Genomic DNA, 16,935 nt, shown 5'->3' on the forward strand with positions numbered 1-16,935 from the left:
AATTTACAAATGTCGCAGAAATTGGCCGTTCTGCTACATTTGTAAACTGATTTAAGAATTTATCTCCGGTTGTGAAATAGTTGTTGACAAAGCGAACTCCTGATGCGCTTTTTGCCGCCACCTAAGTGCCGAGTTGGAGATGATATGGGTGAGACGAAGACAGCAGGGCCAGACTGGAATGCGGTAATCGATCGCATGAATGCCCAGACGGAGAAGTTGGATGCCAACGTGCGGCAGTGGCAACGTGATGATGCCAAAGTCCTCAACCGTCTGATGGACGCAGTCGGGGACCTCCGCAGGGTCGAACGTGGCTTTGGCCGTCATGTTCCCCATCTGAACGAGCCGCTGTCCCTCGAACAGGCGGCATGCCTGCCAGTGCTAGGGGGTGAGTTGTATCACAACGTCAGTCTGAGCATCCCCGGACCGAACGTGTCGGCGAAGACGCTGCGCGCAGCCGTCAATGCCGGGCTTTTGGGAACTACGAACACCAGCTCGAAGAACAAAACGACACTGGCGCAGATCGAGGAGTGGCTTGAAGCATGCCGAAGCAAAAACACTACGGACCGTACCTCATCAAGCGCAACGCCCGCTACGACGCGTCCGGCCGTCTCACTCACCGTGGCACCTTCATCATCGCCGACGGCGAAGCCCGTCACAGCACAGGATGCGGTTTCGGCAATCCTGAAGAAGCTCAGGTAGCCGCCGCGGAGGCGGAGCTGAAACTGCACGAATACAAGACTGCCAAATACGCGCATCAGGCCGGACAGGGGCTGGTCAACGTCGAAGCCGAGTTCGTGAAGATCGGTGAGCTGATCGTCTATTACCTCCTCGAGCACGAGGAAAAAATCGGCAAGATGACGAAACCTCGTCGCAGGGAGTTTCTCAGCCAGGTTGAGCGCCTGACGGCATTCTGGGGCGAGAAGATGGTGTCCGAGATCAATCGGAAGAACTCCACCAAGTACCAGGAGGGAAAGAGCGTGTCCGTCGTACGGAACGAACTCATCCTCTTGCGGTCAATGATCAATTTCGCGGCATCCGAGGGCAAGCTGAAGAAGTACGACAAGCAGCTAAATTTCGTGGTCCCGCGCCTTCAGCCGCGGATGCACTACTTCGACGTCGACGAGGTCATCGCGATGTACAAAGGGGCTATGCGCACACGGCACACATGGCATGGGAAGAAGACCTATCGCATGGCCTCCCATATCGCGAAGTTCATCCTGGTGGCGGTTCTAACGGGGAGTCGAGCCAATCGCATCATCCAGGCATCGTTTGTCCTCGAAAAGGGACGGCCGTGGATCGACCTCAAAAGCGGCATCTTCTATCGCCGCCCTGAAGGGGAGTTTGTTCCTGACAACAAGCAGGCTGACCCGGTCAAAATCCCGAAGCGGTTGTTGGCGTTGATGAAAATCTGGCACCACGGCATCGGGAAGACTCGTGGGACGAAGTATCTCTGTGAGTATCAAGGCCGTCCAGCTGACTGCCGAAAAGGCTTCTGGACACTTAAAAACAAGGTGCTGTCGGAAGAGCGCGCGGCACTCGTTAACCGGCATTCGCTGCGGCACACCTCTGCGACGATTCTCCTTCAGGGAGGCGTCAGCGTTGATGACGTCGGCGTTTACCTGTCGGCGGAGCCGGAGATGATTAAAAAGGTCTATTCGCACGTCATCCCCGGGGAATACTCACCCGTCCACCGTGTCTTAGACGCGAAACAGCCCCGGCGGCCGAGGCCCGGTGCGAAACCCGAACTGAAAGTCGTAGGAGGCACTGGCGCACATGGCTGAGATCACTCTGAAGAACGCTTTGCGTGCGGAGGCGGTGCTGGACTCCCTTGAATCGTTCGTTGTTTCGAGACTGTCCTCCAATGGTCTAGAAGCGTTGATCGAGGACGAAGATGTCTGGAACCGTATTGCGAGGACGGCGGGCTTCCTGAAGAAGATCGGCGCGGATACCCGATTTGTCAGGCAAGAAATCGCTGACCATCTGCCACGTGACGTCGTCATCGTGGGTGATCTGAATGGACTTTTCCAACTGAACCTCGCGCATCTTGTGCCGGACCAAGAGACTGAGAGGCACTTCCAGATCGCTGAGAAGTGGCGTGCAGCGAAACAGCAAGGCCACGTTTCCATCCGAGCGCATTGATGTTGGACTTGACATTCTGTGGACAACTGTTCACAGAACCGGTCGATTGTTGGGTGGCACCGCCACCTAACCGCCACCGTATCAACGGAACGGTCGGGGAACGAAAGGGAACTAACGCACCTCAACGGGTACCAAGAATCCAGGAAACGCCGAGCGTGTCACTGGTTTGGGACCAGAGGGTCGGGAGTTCGAATCTCTCCACTCCGACCATCGGCGGGCGTTTCGATGCCAAATGCTCTTCCGGTCATTCCCCCTTTACGGAATCTGGGTTATGCATTCTCGGACGCGCGCCGGCGGAACGGCGTGCCTTTATGCGAGAATTCTGGAGCTGCTTCGATGACCGCGAAGATCTATCGTCCCGCCAAGACCGCCATGCAGTCGGGCAAGGCCAAGTCCAACCTTTGGGTTCTGGAGTTCGATGCCGAGAAGCCGCGGACGATCGACCCGATCATGGGCTATACGAGCTCCGGCGACATGTACCAGCAGATCAAGCTTTCCTTCGAAACCAGCGAAGACGCGATTGCCTATGCCGAGCGCAACGGGATCGAGTTTCGCCTGATCGAGCCTAAGGAGGCGACCCGCAAGCGCTGCGCCTATCCGGACAATTTCCGCTTCAGCCGCACGCAGCCTTGGACCCACTGAAAGTCCTTCGGCCCCTTAGCTCAGCTGGATAGAGCATCTGCCTTCTAAGCAGAATGTCGCAGGTTCGAGCCCTGCAGGGGTCGCCACTCAATTGTTTGATATTGTTCCTTTATTTCTCTGCCGCTGTTGCCATCGAGTCGGGGAATAAGGGAACGAAACGGCGACGAAATCCCGAAAGCGGCACGACGAGTCCCGGAAAACTCCCGGACGTCACTGGCCATTTCCCTTCATACCGCCTTTCCGATTCTCCCTTGTTTTGGCTACTCGCTCCATCGCATCGGCAACCTCGGTGTCGAGAACATGAGCGTATTTCGCCGTCACCGAGATTGAGCTGTGGTTTAACAGCTTTTGCCCCACCTTTAGGTTGCCTGTCTCGCGAACGATCTTCGACGCTGCATCATGACGAATGTCATGGATCCGCAGGTCGGTGATCCCGCTCTTGTCCTTGAAGCGTCTCCAATGGCTCTGGATGCCAGAGTAAGTAAGGGGATATCTCTGGCCGCGTATTTTTCCTCCGGGTTTGGACGAGCGTTTTGCGACGTAGGTGAAGACGAATTCGGGATTGTGGCCGATCAGGGGCTCGAGAACTGCGCGAATCGATGGCGTGATCTGGGTCACAACCCACTTGTTCCCCTTGCCCTTCGTGCGGATCTGGCCAGTTTTCCAGTTGACTGATGTCCAGCGCAAAAGGGTCTCGTTGAGCCGCAGGCCGCTCATATGCGCGAATTCAAGCCATGGCAGGTAATCGTCTCGAAGGCCGCTATAGAGAATGTCGGCCTCGTCCTCTTGGATCTCACGAACTCGCTCGGCTTCTTCCGGCAGCATATGCCCGCGCCAGTCCGGCTCGTTCGACAAGGTAAGCTTCCAGGTCCTGCGCGCCCTCATGAAGAGCCGCTTCAACACCGCCGTCTCACGGTTGATCGAAGCGTTGGAGACAGTGCCCATAGCACTGTCGTCGTGTTTTTTCTTTTTCCCGTATCGGTTATCTGTTCGTCGCTTGGCAATGAAGCTCGCCACATGGACATCGGTGACCTGGTCCATTCGCGTGGCGCCACCGATCGACTTGATCAATCGCTCGAGCGATCGATAGGTATCGCCCTCAGACGCCTTGCCCGTCATGACCTCTGTCATGTACCGCCCGGCTGCCATAGAAAGGGTGAGCGGGCCGGTGGTGGACCGGCGCCGCTCCTCAATCTCAGCCATAGCCTTTATGCGCCAAGCTCGCTCTAGGGCTTCGGCTTCCTTCTTGTTCCGGGTCTTTGAAGATCCTCGAAAAGTATGACCATTGAGTTGGAACTCAATTTGGTAGAAGGGGCTTTTTGCGTGCTTGTAGACGGACATGCTCGTTTCCTGCGGCTTTCGATGAAGTCCAGGATGTCCTTGCGATCAAAGCCCATCCGAACGCGCTTTTCACCCCGGCCTGTCGGGATGAATGCAATCTCTCCCGCCCTGACGTGTTCGCGCAAGGTCTTTGTTGAAATGGTGAGGAGCTGCGCCGCCTGATCCGGCGTCAGAAGATCGGCCGATACCTCACCCATCGCCTTGCTCCTTCTCCAGAGCGTCGCGGCCGGCCGGGACATCATCGTCGCCTTCAATGATCCATGAGCGGATGACTGCTTCAACGTCAGCCTGAGCTCGGTCCTGAAGCTCATCGCGGATTTTGCTTTTTGCCTCGACTTCGTAAGTCCTTCCAGGACCTTTGGCTCTCAGCCATTTGCCGCCAGACGATGCTTTCCACTCAAGCTTCTTGATCTGAACCATGACCGGCCTCCGAGAAATTTTGGATATTACCGCAGGCGGGTGGATCGATCAAAGCGCCCCCTCCCATATTGCGGATGGCAGCGGCTCCAGTTGCTTCTGTGGTGGCATCGCGCGGATCGATATTGAACAAGCTAATAGGGCGATATATTTTTAGCGCGGAAGGCGGTTTGAGGAGGTTGATATGGCCACCAACTTTTTCTCCAGAGGCACATTCGAGCCCGAAGAACTGGGCGCGCTGAAGGAGGTATTCGACGAAATTATAGAGCAGCCGTGGTTCGATAATTCGCAGGAAAGCAAGGAGAGCTTTGCAAAGTATCTCTTTGAGACTTTCCCGGCCGTGCACTTCGACCCGCGAAAGCATCGATCGATCATCGAGATGTCCGCGCGCATGTTCTACACGCGCGACGGCGCAAGTTGATTTCGATAGGCGATGATTGCCGATCACATTGCGGGTAGATCCCACGGGTAGATTTTTCGGATCTGCCTTGGAACGAATCTGCCAGTCCCGCATTTCAGGCGAAAATATGGGAGGGCGCCAATGTTGAAGATGGAATGGAAAGAGCCAATCGAAATTCAGCTTGGGACAATTGGGACCCGAAAAGTGGAAGGGCCCTTCGAAGCGCTGATCTATCTCATTGACAACTGGCCCAATCGCTCTGGCCCCGATTTTGTCAAAGCGAAAGTTACGTGCAAGGCAGCGGTTGAAGGCCGCGCCGATGCCGAGGTTGCTCGTCGCGACTTCCTTGCTGCCGCTAAAGAAGTTCATTGCTACATGAACTGACGAACGCCGGAGCATCTCCAATGAGCACGAATACACCTGGTCCGGCATATCGGTCGTTGTGGGGTGATCTTGATGAGAGCGCACGCGTTGCCCGGGAGATCGCAGAAGCGGAAAAGAAAGCGCGGGACGAGAAGACACGTAAACTGAAGGAAGCTCGTCTGCAGCGTCCGTCGTCCGGTAACCGAGCGACGCCGTCAGAGCCCGTCGACGCCCCAGAATAGCGAGGTTGTCGTTCATTGGTTCACACCTCCGCATACATCTGGCGCGGCCTTCATGGCCGTGGTATTCGTTGCCTCGTTCATTTCCGTATCCATATCCCTATGTGAGATTGAACCGCGGTCCGGAAGCGCTCCAACGCTTGCCGGACCATTTGCATTGAGGGCGGCCGGGACGAAGACAGGCACCATCTCGAAGCCGGCAGGAGCGATTTCGCCGAAGAGGTCGATGCACGAAACGCCGAGGCGAAGGTGGGCAAGCTCGCCAGCGGTGACGTAGCCGATCTTTTCAAAGCCCTTGGCGAGGATCAGAGCATCGCGCTCCCGGCGCACGGTTTCGGCGTCGGCAGCATGATTGCTGGCGTCGATCTGGAGTGCCTTTACCTCGGCCTCGGCTTTCGCGAGCTTCGCGGCGAGGTAGACCATGGAAAACGGATCGTTTCCTGTGGTCTCGGCGCAAAGCTCCTCCTCATCAGACAGACGCTTGATGCCGGTGCGCAGTTCGGCGTTCTCTTGTTCCAGCTGGTCAAAAAAGATGATGCGCCGTGCGAGGTCAGCGAACGGGTCCGTTTGCTCTGTGCGGTGCTGATCGAATTCGCCTTCGAATGCTTCCGGCCGGCGCACAGTGGCATGCATAGAACCATCGCCGTTCCGGATCATGCCCCAGTCGTCATAATCGAACGGGCGATACTGCAGCTGATCAACCATGGTCGCCTCCTGGCAGCACGTCGCCGGCCGCATCGAGATAGCGGAGCTTCCAAGTCGGATGGTAGCTTCCGCCGTGCTTCTCGCCGTCCAGACGGATTTTGAGCTTGGCACTATAGGTGCCGATGATCGTGCCGAGGCGTGAACCGGATTTGTTGCCGGTGTATTCCACCCGGCCTCCGCGCTTCGCCGGTACGCGATAGGCGTTGCGGATGTAAGCCATGGTCATGGCTGATCCTTTCCAGATTTGGCGTTGATGGCGGCGCGGCCGGCTTCCGTGAACTTCCAAGTGTATCCGTAATAGCCGTTGGGATATCGGGAGCGGGTCAAGAGCTTGTCGGCCTCAAGAGCTTTCAGCCTGGAGAGAACGAGAGCGGGCGAAAACCCGGTTTGGTTCTCCCTGCGAAGCTGGTCGCGGATGTAGTTTGTGGATGGGCTGCACGCCTTGTCGACGGCTGAAAGGACCATCTCCTTCGTGAGGATCATTCCGCACCGCCTTTCGCTGCTGTGGTGGGGTACAGAAACTCATCGACCATGGCGCGATAGATGACGTCGCAGATCTCCCGGTCATCAAGGCCGGACTCGGCGAGCCGGGCCAGTTCGCCGGCGCCGACCGTCTCCATTTCTGGAGTGGGGTCGTGCGGGATGCTCACGAGATCAACCATGGTCGGCGTCCTTCGCTGAGAGGGCGGGCGCATAGATGTTCCGGCGCTCGACGGTGAAGGTGTAGGCGGCAACCCACGGGTTTGCGTCCCACGTACCGTCGCCGTTGATGCTCTCCCAAAGATCGGCGTACCAATCGCGCGCGGTCGCCCACTCGTCCCCGCCTAGGTGCATAGCCGCTGAATTGTTGAAGACGCGGCCTGACGCTTTTCCTTTGAAACAACCTTCAGCGACAGCATCTACCTCGCTGATACTCTGCAACCGCTCGACGCGGACGTCGGTGACGGTCAGCGTCAGACGGGATGCCCAGCGCGGCATATGGATCGACGGGCGCCAGCGGCCCGGCTTTGAACGTTCCCAATCCGCAGCGTAGACGGCTGCGTCGTGGTCATCGTCAGGGCGCAATGTTTGCTGCACGCCTTCGCTCATCCGATAAGCGGTGCGGGGCACGATGGCGTGGTTCTCCTTCACCCAAAGGCGATCGTCGACAGTAATTCGCAGCTGCTTCGGCAACTGCCCCTCCAGCAGCTGATCAGGCTGGGGCTTTACGATGCGCCTAGTCTGGGTCTTGCGGCCGTCGAGCAGCGCAAGGACCATCGGCGCGCTGAAAAGGATGGGACGATCAGCCATTGTCCTGGCCCCCGGTCGCGTCGATGGTGGCCATGGTCAGTCCTCCTCGTGGTGAACGACTTGCGGCACGGCCTGGAATGCCTCTTCGAGCATCTTTTCAGGCTGGCTTATGGTGTTGTGGGAAATGGATCGGCGCGCCTCTTCGGCAGGCGACAGATGGATGGTCCATGATTGCCGGCGAACCACGATCGGACCCGGAAGGTGGATCTCGACACGGTCGCCGTCGATCACGACTTTGCCGCCAGCGCGGCAATGCACGGTGTGCTTTTCAGCCATGGTCGCCTCCGGTCGTACCTGTGGCGGAACCATCCCCTGCGGAGCCCTTACGGGTGGAGAGGGCTAGAAGCTGGTTCTTGATGGAGTGGTAGCCGTCGCATTTATCCCATAAGGCTTCGAATTCGAGACGCGCCGCCAGGTTCTCGGCTTCTTTGACGGTCAGATTGATTGTCTCGCGTCCCTCGTTGGAGAGGGAACGGGGAGGGTGGGCGTAGAGGGGGCGAGCTTCGTGACCACCGTATCCATAACCTTCGGCTTGTGCCTTGGTCGGATAGACGGTCATTGCGTATTCCCACAGGCCGTCACCAATGATCCGGTGATGATCAATCACATCCTGCTTATATTTTGGCTGCCACGCCACCGGCTCGCTCTCTACCGCCGGGACATCGACAAGGGCGGCGGCGATTTCACGAACGGTTCCTGCGCGTTCTGCCGTGAACTCGTTGCTCTGCTCATAGTCTTCGCAATACTCAAAGTTGAACCCGGATGACGACGCCTCAAAACCAGCGTTGTACGCCTTCATGATCGCGGCTTCATCCACCCCCTGCTGCGTCTGTTCAGCAAGAGCGGCGCGACGGTTCCAGAATGGCGCAGATAGATGGAATTCGCCGGGTACCGTGGCTTTGCAATCGTAGCACTGGATATCCCAACTGCTCGGGCAGATGTTGGTGCCGCCGCAAAACGGGCACGGCTTCAGTTCGATCTTCATGGCTTCTCTCCCTGGATGAGGGTGCGGGAAACATCGGCGTGAAGCTGACGCACTTCCTCAAGCGCTGCGTTGTATCGTGTGGCTCTGGTGGGGTATGCCGCATTCATCTCGGCGTCGGCCTTCGCATTGGTGACGCCGTCGATGATGTATTCCTCAGCTCGGGATAGAAGCGAACGCAGTTCCGCCGTCTCCCGCTGCATCGCCTCTAGCTTGAGGGCGAGGGCGGCGTAGATATCGGCGCGGATATAGCGGGGGCTTTCGGTGGTCGCGGCGGCACAGGTCCAGAACCCGCCGTTCGGGCCGTTGCCGTCCTGAGCAACAGCGATCCACTCCGGCGCGTCGGGATGTGTCACGCCTTCCATTGCCTTCTCTATGGTCTCTGAGGGGGAGTTCATGCGTCACCACAAGTTGAGTGGGAACAAAATTCACCCCCCGGCATTTCTTCCGCAGATTGTCCGCAAAATGCGATGGAGGTAGCCAGATGAAAGTTCGAAATCGGATCACCGGCTGGTTCATCAAGAAGGCTGTGGCGTTCGCGGTCACATTCCATCGCGCCACGGTGCGGGTTGAGCAGTTGATCATCGCGAAGTACCTCGCGACCAACTCTCGCGCCTGATCTACCGGCCAAGCTGTTCTGCACCTCGGTCATGCTGGCCCCCTAGCTGACAGCCGACCGGCAATCGCAAGCCCCTGCATGATGCGGTTTGTGCAATAGGTGAGGGCCTCGGGCTCGTCGTAGTCGTTCCAGAGCCCGAACAGCGTGTTTGCCAGCGCGTGCGGCTCGATGCCCTTGCTTTCCCAGTAGGTTCGCTCGTTCATGGCGTGCTGCGCGGCGTGCTCTTCGGGGCAGAGGGGCAGGGCGAAACGATCCGGCGCCTTGGTCTGCTTGCCCCGACCGAAATGGCCATGGAAAAGATTGGCGTAGGAGAGGTGGGCAGCCTGAACACCCATGCGACCGGTGACGACGCACGGCAGCTCGTGGAGGAACGCGAGATAGTCGCTGCGCTTCTTCGGCCGGCGCTTCGGCGGCTCGGGCTCGGTGCGGAATGCCGCGGTGTTTATGCGCATAGCCATCACATCCACTCCAGTCCGGAAAGCATTTCCTTCTGCGCTTCTGCGCGCTCGGGGCGGCAGCCGATCTCGTTGCGGAGCTGGGTGACCTTGATCTGTGTTTCGATCTTGCCCATCAGGGTCTTCACCCGCATATCGGGGTGCTTCTTGACCATGGCGGCGAGCATGCGGCGCTGTTCTTCGGTCATGTGACGCTCCCTAGGAAAGCGAAGCCCCAGGCGACGATGCCGAAGACAAAGACGCAGCCGAGGGCGACAATGCTTTCGGTGCCCGTGCGGGTGAACGACAAGACCAAGCTGGCGGTCGATAAGAAAACGCACAGAGCGCTCAGCGCGTAGGCGATGAGGGAGGCGATCATGCCACTCTCCTATCGTTCGCAGCCTCGTGGAAGCCGCCACGAATGGTCTCGGTCAGGTGGACGCCATTCGCGTCGCAGAAGGCAATCGCGTAGGTGATGAGGCTGGCGGCCCGCTTCACCGACATGCGGGCGGTGCTCTCGCGGATGTTGACCGGCTCACCTTCAAGGCCCGTCACGAGATCGACTTCGCCGTCAGTCGCCACGGTGTGGGCTGACACCAGCAAGACCTTCCACTCGTCAGCCTTTCGACGCTTCCCGTCCCAAGTCAGGCTTGAGCGGGCGAGGTCAGTGCAGATCGCGTGAAAGAACGCATTCTGCCCGCCGCTGCGCGTGATCGGGCCGATGGCAACAGAGCAACCTTCTGCTGCCTGGATGACGGCATTGACCGCGTTGCGGCGCACCTTGTCGTTGATGAGGGTGAAGCGCTGCTTTTCCATGGTCAGCCAGCCATCAGAACGTGATTGCCGGCGATCTTGGCCTCAATCGCCTTCTTCACCGAAACCGCGTCGCCGGGGCTGCGTGCCCAGAACTCTCGGAGCGGTTCACGGTTTGCGTCGCGCCACTTGGCGACGGTATCCGGGGTCTCGTTCTTGACGAACTCCAGCGCGCGGTCGGCGAACTGGCCGAGCGGAACGTTTTCGAGCGTCCAGCCGTCGCCCCAGGTTACGGTTATTGCATCTTTGGCGCCGACGGCTTTGAGACGGCCTTCCTGCTTGTCGTGCTCGACGATCTCAGTTGCGGACAAGTCCAGCACCTTGGCGCGATCCATCTCGGCTTCATCGTAGAGGCCGGTGAACTGTTCAGGCCAGCCGGCGCGCAGCGCCTGCATCTCGGCGCACTTCGAAATCATCAGCCGTGGCATGCGGCACCAGTTGCCGGAATCGTCCAGCTTTTGCTTTCCGGTCTTGTGGTTGCGGCCGTCCTGCCCCTCGGACCATTCGTCCTTGACCGGCGCGAACTCTTCCCAGAACGCCTGACCGGCGACCTCGTACCAGTCGCTGGTCTTCGGGTCCTGCTTCCAGAGATAGACCGTTGCCGAAATGATGCCCTGCGGGTTCAGGGGAGAAATCATGCTTTTGTCGGCTTCGTACAGCGGGGGCTTGGACGCCGGTCGGTAGTCGCCGCAGCGCTGCGCAATAACGCGCTGGCCGTCGCGACTGACGATGATCGTCATTTTCCGCCTAGCGGCATTTCCCTTGGAGAAGACCATGGGGATGATCTGGGCGAGGAACGGGTCGAGCCCCTTGGCGCGCGCCACTTCCATGAACAGGTTGAACTCGTCGGCGTTGCAATCCTTCGCAACGGTATCCTTGACCAACGAAACTTGGCGGGCGGTCAGGTCGAATTTCGTGATTGCGTTCATGATCACTTCCTCCGGACGGAAAGGCTGAAACTGCCGTTGTCGAGGCCAGCGCCTGGAACGGTTCGCTTGTCATTGAGGGCGCGGAGCAGGGCCTTCTTGTCGAGCTTGGGTGCGGGGCGCTCCTGCTCGACCCAGAACTCTCCGGGGATGTCCGCCTCGTTGGTGACGATCAGGCCGGCGGCACGCTTGGTCAGCGTGACGGTGCCTGTGGTCAGTCGGAACGATGTCTGTTCCGTCGCCAGCATCGCCTGTTCGATCATGGCGCGGACGCGTTCAATCCGCGATTCAGCGGCGGCGCGCCGGCTGGCGAACTCGGCTTCCTTGGCCTTGAGGCCTGCGACCATGACGTCGCACTCGTCAATCTCGGCAAGGGCCGCTTCGATTGCTTCATGAAGGCCGGTCTCGCCTTCAATGGTGTCGGCGACCAGTTCGGCGTCGCCGTCGTCTCCGCTGGCGCGCAGATCGGCCAGAAGGCGCTTGGCATATTCAGTTTGGCGGGCGATGGAGTGTTCTGCGGCAGACATAGGAAGCTCCAACAGTCTCAGGCGGCGGAAGCGATCGCGTTCCGCAGAACAGTCTCGACGTGGTTAAGGCTCTCGAGCGTCGGCGCGAGGTTGACGTCTCGGTCACGGCGCCAGTGCTGGACGAAGTTGAGGGCTTCAGAGAGGGCGCGATCCTTCGGGTCCGCAACGAGATCTGGATACCGAGACCAGCGCTCGAAGCGCTCAACTGTCGTGCCGGGGTGACGCTCGGAAGCCTCCTCGGCCTCCGCCTCATCCTCGAACTGGATCGCGTCATCCTGCTCGTAAGAGAATTCGCCCTTACCGGCATAGTAGAGGCCGGCGGCGTCCATCACCCAGAGACGGGTGACCATGTAGCCATGTGGCTTGCTCAGTTCCTGAGCGACGCGGGTGGCAATGCGGTCTGCTTCGGTCTGCATGGGTGGCTTCCTCGTCTTTCCCGGTGGTCGGGAGGTGATGAGGGTTTTGTAGCGAATATAGCTACATTATGCAAGAAAAAATGTAGCGACAGTGGCTACAAACTTTGACGGCCGATTCTAACCTGCTAGAATCACCACACGAAAAACCGGCTGGATCGTCCGGCCGGTGAGGGGGCAGAAACGAATAAGTCCGCCGGTCACGGCAGACGGCTTGATCTGAGAAGAGCCCTTTTGATGGGCCAGCTCTCGACTTCACGTAGCGTCCGGATAGTATCCACCACAACCAAGGGAAGGGGAGCTATGAGGATTCGCCACGTCATCGTCGCTGCTGTTGCGTTGGCCTTTGCCACAGCACCGGCTGTTGAGGCCAAAAATCAACCGTGTTCCGGCAAGAAGGGTGGGATCAAGTCGTGCACCAGCGATGGGAAATTCCTCTGCCACAACGGCACGGTCAGCGCATCCAAGCGGAAGTGTACACGCGATTGAAGCAACTTCCGGGGGGGCGCTGATGCGCGAGATGTCAACTGGACTGTTCCTGTGGATCGTCGGTGGGACATGCGGTGCTGTATTTGCCGGTGTGCTTGCTTGGGGCAAATTCAGTGCTGAAGCGAGTGCGCCACTGTCGGCAACGGCGCTTCAGTCGATTGGTAACATTCCAATCTGCGTCGGCACTGTCCGCACAACGTGTGTCGTGGATGGCGACACGATCTGGATCGAAGGCGTGAAGATCCGCATAGCCGATATCGACACACCTGAAATCGGCGAGCCCAAATGCGAGAGCGAACGAGCCCTTGGCCATCGCGCTAAGGATAGGCTGCGAGAGTTGCTGAATACCGGCCCATTTGAGCTCGTAGCGTCGGGGCGAGACGAAGACAAGTACGGTCGCAAGCTCCGCGTTGTCGTGCGAGATGGGCGGTCGCTTGGCGACCAACTCGTGGCAGAAGGGTTGGCCAGGACCTGGAGTGGCAGGCGAGAGCCTTGGTGCTGAGCGCCCACGAAAACGCCCGCATAAGTGCCGTCTCAATTAGCGAGGAACCTTGGGCGCCATTTCGTGTTCTGTCACCACGCGGAATATTCCGCCTATGAGGAGAAGAATATGTTCACCAAGCTCGCTACGATTACCGCCGCCGCCACCCTCGTAAGTTTCACTGCTTTCGCGCAGGATTCATCGTCAAACGCCGGCTCGACGACGAACGCCATGGACCAGGCTATGCAGATGGATGAGCCGACGGCCAACGTTTTCTATAGCGATGCGAAGGCCCGCACCTTCCGCCCCGAAGCGGAGTGGAGCAAGAACTGGGCTGGGCTGAAAGATGAGCAGCGGGCGAAGATGAAGGCCGATTGCTCGACGAACGGCGCGACGCCCCGCAGTGAGGGGGATACCCGTATCTGTGATTGGGCCGGCAACAACTAAGGCGAACCACATTCGAGATGAGGAGGCCCCTGCGAGGGGGCCTTTTTCGTAAGCGGCACACAGCTTCGCGGGGAGGGGCGGCCGCCTGCGCTGATAGGAATATCGCGAGCGGCCGCCCGCTTTCTCTCCAAGCCCACGGAAAAGCCCGCCGGTGAGGGCGGGCTAAAGGATGGGTGGCAGTCGTATTCAGATTGATAGCGTGCTTTGTCGCAACATGGGCCGTATGCGAGGTAAGCTTACCACAGCGTACACATCTGGATCGCTGCTAATATCGTGGGTGTATTCGTCAAGGGCCAATAGAGGAAGCGACTTTGTGTCGGGGTCGGTTTCGACACTTTTGTCCGCGCTATTGTCGAAAGTCAGAAATTCCAAGTCGGGAACGTTCATTGCCTCTTTCACGTACAACGCGGAGGATAAATGGATGGCGTCACCAAGCGTCATGCATCGCGTCTTCTCATCCTTGGCTCGTTTCGATGGCGACCGCGACCATTTAAAGTCGCGAAGTTGGGCGGCGCGAAGCATCGTGTAGGGGTCGGGGTTCACGACGGTAGCGATGGACCGAATGTATCGGACAAGATCATCAAGGGTGGCAAACGTGCCCGGCACAAAGCTGCTTGGTCTCAGTTCAGCAAACAGCACGCTGCTCACCCAGAGCCTTCGAGACGGGTTCATACCCGTCGCGTCAGATAGGATCTTTGCGATGTCGCCTGCAAACTCGCCCGAGGCATTGTTTGCATGAACTAAGAGCACGTTCGTATCGATGAAATGATCGGTGCTATTGGATGTTCGTGTTGCCAATGTTTATCGCGCCAAGAAAGCGCTTCCCCTCAAGTGATCCCCGAATATCGCTCGCTTCTCGCGCCAGCGGCACTTCCTCGACGCTAAAAACCTCCATGCGTTCGGGGAGTTGGCTATCGCCTGTGTAAATCGCGCGGCCCCTAACTGTAACGCGCTTGTTGCCGTATGGATTGAACGCGTCTTCCCCTTTTGATCTGTCGAAGACGCATTCAATCTGCGCGCCACCGCCTGGTAGAACCAGGTGACCCACCCACGTCGTGCCTCGGTAATCAATGTTCCCAAGCGTCCCGTCGAATGATCCCAGCACCCCGCCAACATGGAACCGACTTTTCAGCGAATCTGGCGACATTGCTTTGCCGAGTCGCTCAGCTTGGCGTGCGAAAAACTCATCAAACGGGATCACGTCCGTCTCGAACACCGCGACAGCCGGGTATGCCGGATCGATCGCTTTCCCAAGCGAGACTATCGACTGTGCAAGCTTCCGGTACTCCGTCGCGCGACCGAACTCGCTGCGGTAGACAGAGCCGGCCACATTTCGCAGCAGTTCGACTGCGCTCCCGTTAGTTCTCGCGTGCTCTCGCATCTCCAGTATGTTGGACGACATGGCTAGATTGGAGATGAAGAACTCACTTCGGTGCTTCCGTCCGTGAAGCTCGGCGTCAGCTGACTTCAGTGCGTTAAGTACCGACGTAAACGTTCGATGCAGAACTCTCGCTGGAATTAGGCGCGACGAATCAGCCGGCGCGTCAGCAGGCTTGATAATCAGTCGGATTTCGCAATTGCGAAGCGGCTCATCCATCGCTTAGCCTCCTTCCAGGAGGCTACATTGGTAATGTGGCTTGGTAAAGGCTTCGTTACAGTCGGTTGAGCGGAGGGGTGTTTTCAAACGAATCATCCGACTCCATCCGGGCGTAGATGAACCTCAATCAACTCTCGCGCAGCATCGAACACGCCGCTCAATGCGTCGTCCCCTTGCGTCTCGCTATTCGCAAGCCTGCGGTACTTCGACCGTGTACGTCACCTTTCCGACCCCCACCGGCTCGTTCGGCACGAGGTAAACCTTCAGGTCGCATTCCTGGGTTCGCACTTCCCATTCGTGTGCGCCGTCCTCGCGTGTGCCGGTGTTGGAGACAGAGCCAATCGGGGCCTGGCGCAGCGCATTCCCTACGGCCTCGCTCGTCAGGATCGTCGAGATCTGCTTCCCGCTGTCGTAAAATCCGGAGAGCGCCGCCGAAGCTGGCAGTGACAGGCCGGATATCAGGATGCCGGTAATGGCTATGGTCTTGATCAATGCGTTGTTCCCTTACGTCTGGCGATGTACTCGGCGTTCACGTCTCTTTCTCCTCGTTCAAAACCTCATCCTTGGCGTCGAGTACGATCTTGAGGGTCCGGATCATTTCCGCCGCGTCGAGCAGCAGTACCCTGACCTCGTTATCGGAAAGCGTCTCAACGAGGCCAGTTGCGGTTTTAGCATCGATCGCCGCGTCACGGTTGCCACCGCTGGGAGGGATGCCGGCTTGCTCTCGACCTTCAAGGATGGTCACGTAGGCGCGACCTAGCAGGCGGAGTATTTCACCTTTCTCGAGCTCACCGATCTTGTTCGCCGCACGGATGAGCTCAGTGATGAATTCAGGATGCTTGCTCATGGCAGGCCAACGGTAAGACCAGTGGCGAGCAGGATGGCGAGAATGACGCCCACGGCGAGCCATCGGCGAGGGGATGAGTAAAGTACCCTCAATGCGTCGTCCCCTTGCGTCTGGCGATGTATTCGGCGTTCAGCAGCTTCGACACATCGATCGCCACCGTCTCGTCAAGTCCATCTAGCGGAATTCCGTTCACCTGGGCTGTGAAGCCAGTGAATATGTCGTAGACCGCGAGGCTGCCCGTGCCATCGTCGCGCGTCGCGAAACGATTTTGCTGTTTGCGCTTTTCAGAAATCGCTCTTCCCCCCGGATGCAATTTCACGATAGCGCGATTCCGTTCGCGGACAAGAAAAAGCGACTCCCCATGCGTGCAGTCGTAACATCTGGTAGCCGTTGACGAGTATGACTATTTTCCTAATTATGTTCTTGTTCCGTTCTGGTTTTCAATGCATGTTGCGCCCAGTTCAAAAAGCACAAGGGGCATGAACATGGCAGAGTTTTTCGTGGTTCAATCCTTCTCACCGGCTAAGCGCGGCATGAAGGCCGATATCGCAGTCCAGGTAAATAGCGTGATGCATGCGAAGCGGATGGCCGAGCGCCTGGCGCTGACCAAGCCCATGGTGTTCGCGACCGTGATGGAGGGGGACCCGGAAAGCGGCGACTTCGGAGAGCCTAAGCTTATCTATTTCCATGGCGCCGAAAAGCCGGAGGAAGTCAGCAACATGCAGCCGATCTAGGAGGGCTCGTGCATCATGGCGATACGGTACGCCACCGCGCCGCCTGTTCGAAATGAGGATACGGTCGCAAAGCTTCGCGATCTCGCAGGT

32 protein-coding genes and 1 tRNA gene are annotated in these 16,935 nt (G+C 58.4%); 10 read left to right on the plus strand and 23 right to left on the minus strand.

All coding sequences use genetic code 11. The features are described 5' to 3' along the window. Positions 1–539 precede the first annotated feature (539 nt). The 4 genes from MUO32_RS26275 (at position 540) to MUO32_RS26290 (ending at position 2,867) form a co-directional block, all read left to right on the plus strand. Entirely contained in the window at positions 540–1,781 is a 1,242-nt protein-coding gene (locus MUO32_RS26275; protein WP_257951325.1) for a hypothetical protein, read from the plus strand. Beyond that, a complete protein-coding gene (locus MUO32_RS26280) occupies positions 1,774–2,139 on the plus strand; it encodes a hypothetical protein (protein ID WP_257951326.1) in 366 nt (121 codons plus the stop codon). The genes MUO32_RS26275 and MUO32_RS26280 overlap by 8 nt, the downstream gene beginning before the upstream one ends. A 336-nt stretch (positions 2,140–2,475) precedes the next feature. Next, entirely contained in the window at positions 2,476–2,781 is a 306-nt protein-coding gene (locus tag MUO32_RS26285) for an ETC complex I subunit (protein WP_257951327.1), read from the plus strand. A 9-nt stretch (positions 2,782–2,790) separates the two neighbouring features. Then, positions 2,791–2,867, plus strand: a tRNA-Arg gene (locus MUO32_RS26290). Positions 2,868–2,991: 124 nt separating this feature from the next. Here the strand turns inward: MUO32_RS26290 and MUO32_RS26295 are convergent. From MUO32_RS26295 to MUO32_RS26300, 3 genes are read right to left on the minus strand one after another with little or no spacing between them, the layout of a single operon-like run. Continuing rightward, on the minus strand, positions 2,992–4,122 hold the full coding sequence (locus MUO32_RS26295; RefSeq protein WP_257951328.1) for a tyrosine-type recombinase/integrase: 1,131 nt from the start codon (positions 4,120–4,122) through the stop codon (positions 2,992–2,994). Next, on the minus strand, positions 4,008–4,364 hold the full coding sequence (locus MUO32_RS29430; protein WP_374708726.1) for a helix-turn-helix domain-containing protein: 357 nt from the start codon (positions 4,362–4,364) through the stop codon (positions 4,008–4,010). Before MUO32_RS29430 ends, MUO32_RS26295 begins: the two co-directional genes overlap by 115 nt. Then, positions 4,312–4,542, minus strand: a complete 231-nt coding sequence (locus MUO32_RS26300; RefSeq protein WP_257951329.1) for a hypothetical protein — start codon at positions 4,540–4,542, stop codon at positions 4,312–4,314. Before MUO32_RS26300 ends, MUO32_RS29430 begins: the two co-directional genes overlap by 53 nt. A gap of 181 nt (positions 4,543–4,723) precedes the next feature. Here MUO32_RS26300 and MUO32_RS26305 point away from each other — a divergent pair, with 181 nt between their 5' ends. Beyond that, on the plus strand, positions 4,724–4,960 hold the full coding sequence (locus MUO32_RS26305; protein WP_257951330.1) for a hypothetical protein: 237 nt from the start codon (positions 4,724–4,726) through the stop codon (positions 4,958–4,960). A gap of 129 nt (positions 4,961–5,089) precedes the next feature. Continuing rightward, positions 5,090–5,323, plus strand: coding sequence for a DUF982 domain-containing protein (locus tag MUO32_RS26310; protein ID WP_257951416.1), 234 nt, complete (start codon positions 5,090–5,092; stop codon positions 5,321–5,323). 233 nt (positions 5,324–5,556) lie between these two features. Here the strand turns inward: MUO32_RS26310 and MUO32_RS26315 are convergent, their stop codons facing one another. From MUO32_RS26315 to MUO32_RS26350, 8 genes are read right to left on the minus strand one after another with little or no spacing between them, the layout of a single operon-like run. After that, positions 5,557–6,246: a hypothetical protein gene (locus tag MUO32_RS26315; RefSeq protein WP_257951331.1), complete on the minus strand. Its 690-nt coding sequence runs from the start codon at positions 6,244–6,246 to the stop codon at positions 5,557–5,559. Further along, complete coding sequence (locus tag MUO32_RS26320; RefSeq protein ID WP_257951332.1) at positions 6,239–6,472, minus strand: hypothetical protein; 234 nt, start codon at positions 6,470–6,472, stop codon at positions 6,239–6,241. The genes MUO32_RS26315 and MUO32_RS26320 overlap by 8 nt, the downstream gene beginning before the upstream one ends. Next, positions 6,469–6,729 (minus strand): hypothetical protein, encoded by a 261-nt coding sequence (locus tag MUO32_RS26325; RefSeq protein WP_257951333.1) that lies wholly within the window; start codon positions 6,727–6,729, stop codon positions 6,469–6,471. The genes MUO32_RS26320 and MUO32_RS26325 overlap by 4 nt, the downstream gene beginning before the upstream one ends. Further along, the gene (locus tag MUO32_RS26330; protein ID WP_257951334.1) at positions 6,726–6,908 is read right to left on the minus strand and encodes a hypothetical protein; all 183 of its coding nucleotides are present in this window, start codon (positions 6,906–6,908) and stop codon (positions 6,726–6,728) included. Before MUO32_RS26330 ends, MUO32_RS26325 begins: the two co-directional genes overlap by 4 nt. Continuing rightward, the gene (locus MUO32_RS26335) at positions 6,901–7,536 is read right to left on the minus strand and encodes a hypothetical protein (RefSeq protein ID WP_257951335.1); all 636 of its coding nucleotides are present in this window, start codon (positions 7,534–7,536) and stop codon (positions 6,901–6,903) included. Before MUO32_RS26335 ends, MUO32_RS26330 begins: the two co-directional genes overlap by 8 nt. Before the next feature lie 36 nt (positions 7,537–7,572). Next, positions 7,573–7,812: a hypothetical protein gene (locus MUO32_RS26340; protein ID WP_257951336.1), complete on the minus strand. Its 240-nt coding sequence runs from the start codon at positions 7,810–7,812 to the stop codon at positions 7,573–7,575. After that, positions 7,805–8,521 carry a Lar family restriction alleviation protein gene (locus tag MUO32_RS26345; RefSeq protein WP_257951337.1) on the minus strand — a complete coding sequence of 239 codons (717 nt, stop codon included), beginning with the start codon at positions 8,519–8,521 and terminating at the stop codon, positions 7,805–7,807. Before MUO32_RS26345 ends, MUO32_RS26340 begins: the two co-directional genes overlap by 8 nt. Continuing rightward, positions 8,518–8,883 (minus strand): hypothetical protein, encoded by a 366-nt coding sequence (locus MUO32_RS26350; protein WP_257951338.1) that lies wholly within the window; start codon positions 8,881–8,883, stop codon positions 8,518–8,520. Before MUO32_RS26350 ends, MUO32_RS26345 begins: the two co-directional genes overlap by 4 nt. A 119-nt stretch (positions 8,884–9,002) precedes the next feature. Here MUO32_RS26350 and MUO32_RS26355 point away from each other — a divergent pair, with 119 nt between their 5' ends. Next, positions 9,003–9,137, plus strand: a complete 135-nt coding sequence (locus tag MUO32_RS26355; RefSeq protein ID WP_257951339.1) for a hypothetical protein — start codon at positions 9,003–9,005, stop codon at positions 9,135–9,137. 29 nt (positions 9,138–9,166) lie between these two features. On the opposite strand, the gene MUO32_RS26360 is transcribed toward MUO32_RS26355, so the two are convergent. Genes MUO32_RS26360 through MUO32_RS26390 form a run of 7 tightly spaced genes read right to left on the minus strand, consistent with a single transcriptional unit; the run spans position 9,167 to position 12,253 of the window. Next, the gene (locus MUO32_RS26360) at positions 9,167–9,595 is read right to left on the minus strand and encodes a DUF968 domain-containing protein (protein WP_257951340.1); all 429 of its coding nucleotides are present in this window, start codon (positions 9,593–9,595) and stop codon (positions 9,167–9,169) included. Next, the gene (locus MUO32_RS26365; protein ID WP_257951341.1) at positions 9,595–9,780 is read right to left on the minus strand and encodes a hypothetical protein; all 186 of its coding nucleotides are present in this window, start codon (positions 9,778–9,780) and stop codon (positions 9,595–9,597) included. The genes MUO32_RS26360 and MUO32_RS26365 overlap by 1 nt, the downstream gene beginning before the upstream one ends. Beyond that, positions 9,777–9,950: a hypothetical protein gene (locus MUO32_RS26370; RefSeq protein ID WP_257951342.1), complete on the minus strand. Its 174-nt coding sequence runs from the start codon at positions 9,948–9,950 to the stop codon at positions 9,777–9,779. The genes MUO32_RS26365 and MUO32_RS26370 overlap by 4 nt, the downstream gene beginning before the upstream one ends. Next, the gene (locus MUO32_RS26375) at positions 9,947–10,387 is read right to left on the minus strand and encodes a recombination protein NinB (protein WP_257951343.1); all 441 of its coding nucleotides are present in this window, start codon (positions 10,385–10,387) and stop codon (positions 9,947–9,949) included. Before MUO32_RS26375 ends, MUO32_RS26370 begins: the two co-directional genes overlap by 4 nt. Before the next feature lie 2 nt (positions 10,388–10,389). After that, a complete protein-coding gene (gene bet / locus MUO32_RS26380) occupies positions 10,390–11,313 on the minus strand; it encodes a phage recombination protein Bet (protein ID WP_257951344.1) in 924 nt (307 codons plus the stop codon). A 2-nt stretch (positions 11,314–11,315) separates the two neighbouring features. After that, positions 11,316–11,837, minus strand: a complete 522-nt coding sequence (locus MUO32_RS26385) for a siphovirus Gp157 family protein (RefSeq protein ID WP_257951345.1) — start codon at positions 11,835–11,837, stop codon at positions 11,316–11,318. 17 nt (positions 11,838–11,854) lie between these two features. Then, positions 11,855–12,253 (minus strand): hypothetical protein, encoded by a 399-nt coding sequence (locus tag MUO32_RS26390; protein ID WP_257951346.1) that lies wholly within the window; start codon positions 12,251–12,253, stop codon positions 11,855–11,857. 508 nt (positions 12,254–12,761) lie between these two features. Between MUO32_RS26390 and MUO32_RS26395 the strand changes: the two genes are divergently transcribed. After that, entirely contained in the window at positions 12,762–13,241 is a 480-nt protein-coding gene (locus MUO32_RS26395; RefSeq protein ID WP_257951347.1) for a thermonuclease family protein, read from the plus strand. Positions 13,242–13,349: 108 nt separating this feature from the next. Beyond that, on the plus strand, positions 13,350–13,667 hold the full coding sequence (locus tag MUO32_RS26400) for a hypothetical protein (RefSeq protein ID WP_257951348.1): 318 nt from the start codon (positions 13,350–13,352) through the stop codon (positions 13,665–13,667). Between the two features lie 186 nt (positions 13,668–13,853). On the opposite strand, the gene MUO32_RS26405 is transcribed toward MUO32_RS26400, so the two are convergent. The 5 genes from MUO32_RS26405 to MUO32_RS26425 all read right to left on the minus strand — a co-directional run bounded on the left by MUO32_RS26405 (position 13,854) and on the right by MUO32_RS26425 (position 16,430). Then, positions 13,854–14,465: a hypothetical protein gene (locus tag MUO32_RS26405; protein WP_257951349.1), complete on the minus strand. Its 612-nt coding sequence runs from the start codon at positions 14,463–14,465 to the stop codon at positions 13,854–13,856. Next, positions 14,443–15,264, minus strand: a complete 822-nt coding sequence (locus MUO32_RS26410) for a hypothetical protein (protein ID WP_257951350.1) — start codon at positions 15,262–15,264, stop codon at positions 14,443–14,445. Before MUO32_RS26410 ends, MUO32_RS26405 begins: the two co-directional genes overlap by 23 nt. A gap of 183 nt (positions 15,265–15,447) precedes the next feature. Continuing rightward, positions 15,448–15,756, minus strand: coding sequence for a hypothetical protein (locus MUO32_RS26415; protein ID WP_257951351.1), 309 nt, complete (start codon positions 15,754–15,756; stop codon positions 15,448–15,450). Positions 15,757–15,793: 37 nt separating this feature from the next. Then, positions 15,794–16,111 carry a hypothetical protein gene (locus MUO32_RS26420; protein ID WP_257951352.1) on the minus strand — a complete coding sequence of 106 codons (318 nt, stop codon included), beginning with the start codon at positions 16,109–16,111 and terminating at the stop codon, positions 15,794–15,796. A gap of 88 nt (positions 16,112–16,199) precedes the next feature. Continuing rightward, on the minus strand, positions 16,200–16,430 hold the full coding sequence (locus MUO32_RS26425; protein WP_257951353.1) for a hypothetical protein: 231 nt from the start codon (positions 16,428–16,430) through the stop codon (positions 16,200–16,202). A 166-nt stretch (positions 16,431–16,596) separates the two neighbouring features. On the opposite strand from MUO32_RS26425, the gene MUO32_RS26430 reads away from it, so the two are divergent. Next, positions 16,597–16,845, plus strand: a complete 249-nt coding sequence (locus MUO32_RS26430) for a hypothetical protein (protein ID WP_257951354.1) — start codon at positions 16,597–16,599, stop codon at positions 16,843–16,845. Positions 16,846–16,935: the final 90 nt, after the last annotated feature.

Source organism: Shinella sp. CPCC 101442 (assembly GCF_024704725.1).
Classification (GTDB): domain Bacteria; phylum Pseudomonadota; class Alphaproteobacteria; order Rhizobiales; family Rhizobiaceae; genus Shinella.

What these genes read in the sequence shown, in the direction of transcription:
- MUO32_RS26275 (WP_257951325.1), top strand. Translation starts at nt 540, where the DNA reads ATGCCGAAGCAAAAACACTACGGACCGTACCTCATCAAGCGCAACGCC.
- MUO32_RS26280 (WP_257951326.1), top strand. Translation starts at nt 1,774, where the DNA reads ATGGCTGAGATCACTCTGAAGAACGCTTTGCGTGCGGAGGCGGTGCTG.
- MUO32_RS26285 (WP_257951327.1), top strand. Translation starts at nt 2,476, where the DNA reads ATGACCGCGAAGATCTATCGTCCCGCCAAGACCGCCATGCAGTCGGGC.
- MUO32_RS26295 (WP_257951328.1), bottom strand. Translation starts at nt 4,122, where the DNA reads ATGTCCGTCTACAAGCACGCAAAAAGCCCCTTCTACCAAATTGAGTTC.
- MUO32_RS29430 (WP_374708726.1), bottom strand. Translation starts at nt 4,364, where the DNA reads ATGATGTCCCGGCCGGCCGCGACGCTCTGGAGAAGGAGCAAGGCGATG.
- MUO32_RS26300 (WP_257951329.1), bottom strand. Translation starts at nt 4,542, where the DNA reads ATGGTTCAGATCAAGAAGCTTGAGTGGAAAGCATCGTCTGGCGGCAAA.
- MUO32_RS26305 (WP_257951330.1), top strand. Translation starts at nt 4,724, where the DNA reads ATGGCCACCAACTTTTTCTCCAGAGGCACATTCGAGCCCGAAGAACTG.
- MUO32_RS26310 (WP_257951416.1), top strand. Translation starts at nt 5,090, where the DNA reads ATGGAATGGAAAGAGCCAATCGAAATTCAGCTTGGGACAATTGGGACC.
- MUO32_RS26315 (WP_257951331.1), bottom strand. Translation starts at nt 6,246, where the DNA reads ATGGTTGATCAGCTGCAGTATCGCCCGTTCGATTATGACGACTGGGGC.
- MUO32_RS26320 (WP_257951332.1), bottom strand. Translation starts at nt 6,472, where the DNA reads ATGACCATGGCTTACATCCGCAACGCCTATCGCGTACCGGCGAAGCGC.
- MUO32_RS26325 (WP_257951333.1), bottom strand. Translation starts at nt 6,729, where the DNA reads ATGATCCTCACGAAGGAGATGGTCCTTTCAGCCGTCGACAAGGCGTGC.
- MUO32_RS26330 (WP_257951334.1), bottom strand. Translation starts at nt 6,908, where the DNA reads ATGGTTGATCTCGTGAGCATCCCGCACGACCCCACTCCAGAAATGGAG.
- MUO32_RS26335 (WP_257951335.1), bottom strand. Translation starts at nt 7,536, where the DNA reads ATGGCTGATCGTCCCATCCTTTTCAGCGCGCCGATGGTCCTTGCGCTG.
- MUO32_RS26340 (WP_257951336.1), bottom strand. Translation starts at nt 7,812, where the DNA reads ATGGCTGAAAAGCACACCGTGCATTGCCGCGCTGGCGGCAAAGTCGTG.
- MUO32_RS26345 (WP_257951337.1), bottom strand. Translation starts at nt 8,521, where the DNA reads ATGAAGATCGAACTGAAGCCGTGCCCGTTTTGCGGCGGCACCAACATC.
- MUO32_RS26350 (WP_257951338.1), bottom strand. Translation starts at nt 8,883, where the DNA reads ATGGAAGGCGTGACACATCCCGACGCGCCGGAGTGGATCGCTGTTGCT.
- MUO32_RS26355 (WP_257951339.1), top strand. Translation starts at nt 9,003, where the DNA reads ATGAAAGTTCGAAATCGGATCACCGGCTGGTTCATCAAGAAGGCTGTG.
- MUO32_RS26360 (WP_257951340.1), bottom strand. Translation starts at nt 9,595, where the DNA reads ATGGCTATGCGCATAAACACCGCGGCATTCCGCACCGAGCCCGAGCCG.
- MUO32_RS26365 (WP_257951341.1), bottom strand. Translation starts at nt 9,780, where the DNA reads ATGACCGAAGAACAGCGCCGCATGCTCGCCGCCATGGTCAAGAAGCAC.
- MUO32_RS26370 (WP_257951342.1), bottom strand. Translation starts at nt 9,950, where the DNA reads ATGATCGCCTCCCTCATCGCCTACGCGCTGAGCGCTCTGTGCGTTTTC.
- MUO32_RS26375 (WP_257951343.1), bottom strand. Translation starts at nt 10,387, where the DNA reads ATGGAAAAGCAGCGCTTCACCCTCATCAACGACAAGGTGCGCCGCAAC.
- bet (WP_257951344.1), bottom strand. Translation starts at nt 11,313, where the DNA reads ATGAACGCAATCACGAAATTCGACCTGACCGCCCGCCAAGTTTCGTTG.
- MUO32_RS26385 (WP_257951345.1), bottom strand. Translation starts at nt 11,837, where the DNA reads ATGTCTGCCGCAGAACACTCCATCGCCCGCCAAACTGAATATGCCAAG.
- MUO32_RS26390 (WP_257951346.1), bottom strand. Translation starts at nt 12,253, where the DNA reads ATGCAGACCGAAGCAGACCGCATTGCCACCCGCGTCGCTCAGGAACTG.
- MUO32_RS26395 (WP_257951347.1), top strand. Translation starts at nt 12,762, where the DNA reads ATGCGCGAGATGTCAACTGGACTGTTCCTGTGGATCGTCGGTGGGACA.
- MUO32_RS26400 (WP_257951348.1), top strand. Translation starts at nt 13,350, where the DNA reads ATGTTCACCAAGCTCGCTACGATTACCGCCGCCGCCACCCTCGTAAGT.
- MUO32_RS26410 (WP_257951350.1), bottom strand. Translation starts at nt 15,264, where the DNA reads ATGGATGAGCCGCTTCGCAATTGCGAAATCCGACTGATTATCAAGCCT.
- MUO32_RS26420 (WP_257951352.1), bottom strand. Translation starts at nt 16,111, where the DNA reads ATGAGCAAGCATCCTGAATTCATCACTGAGCTCATCCGTGCGGCGAAC.
- MUO32_RS26430 (WP_257951354.1), top strand. Translation starts at nt 16,597, where the DNA reads ATGGCAGAGTTTTTCGTGGTTCAATCCTTCTCACCGGCTAAGCGCGGC.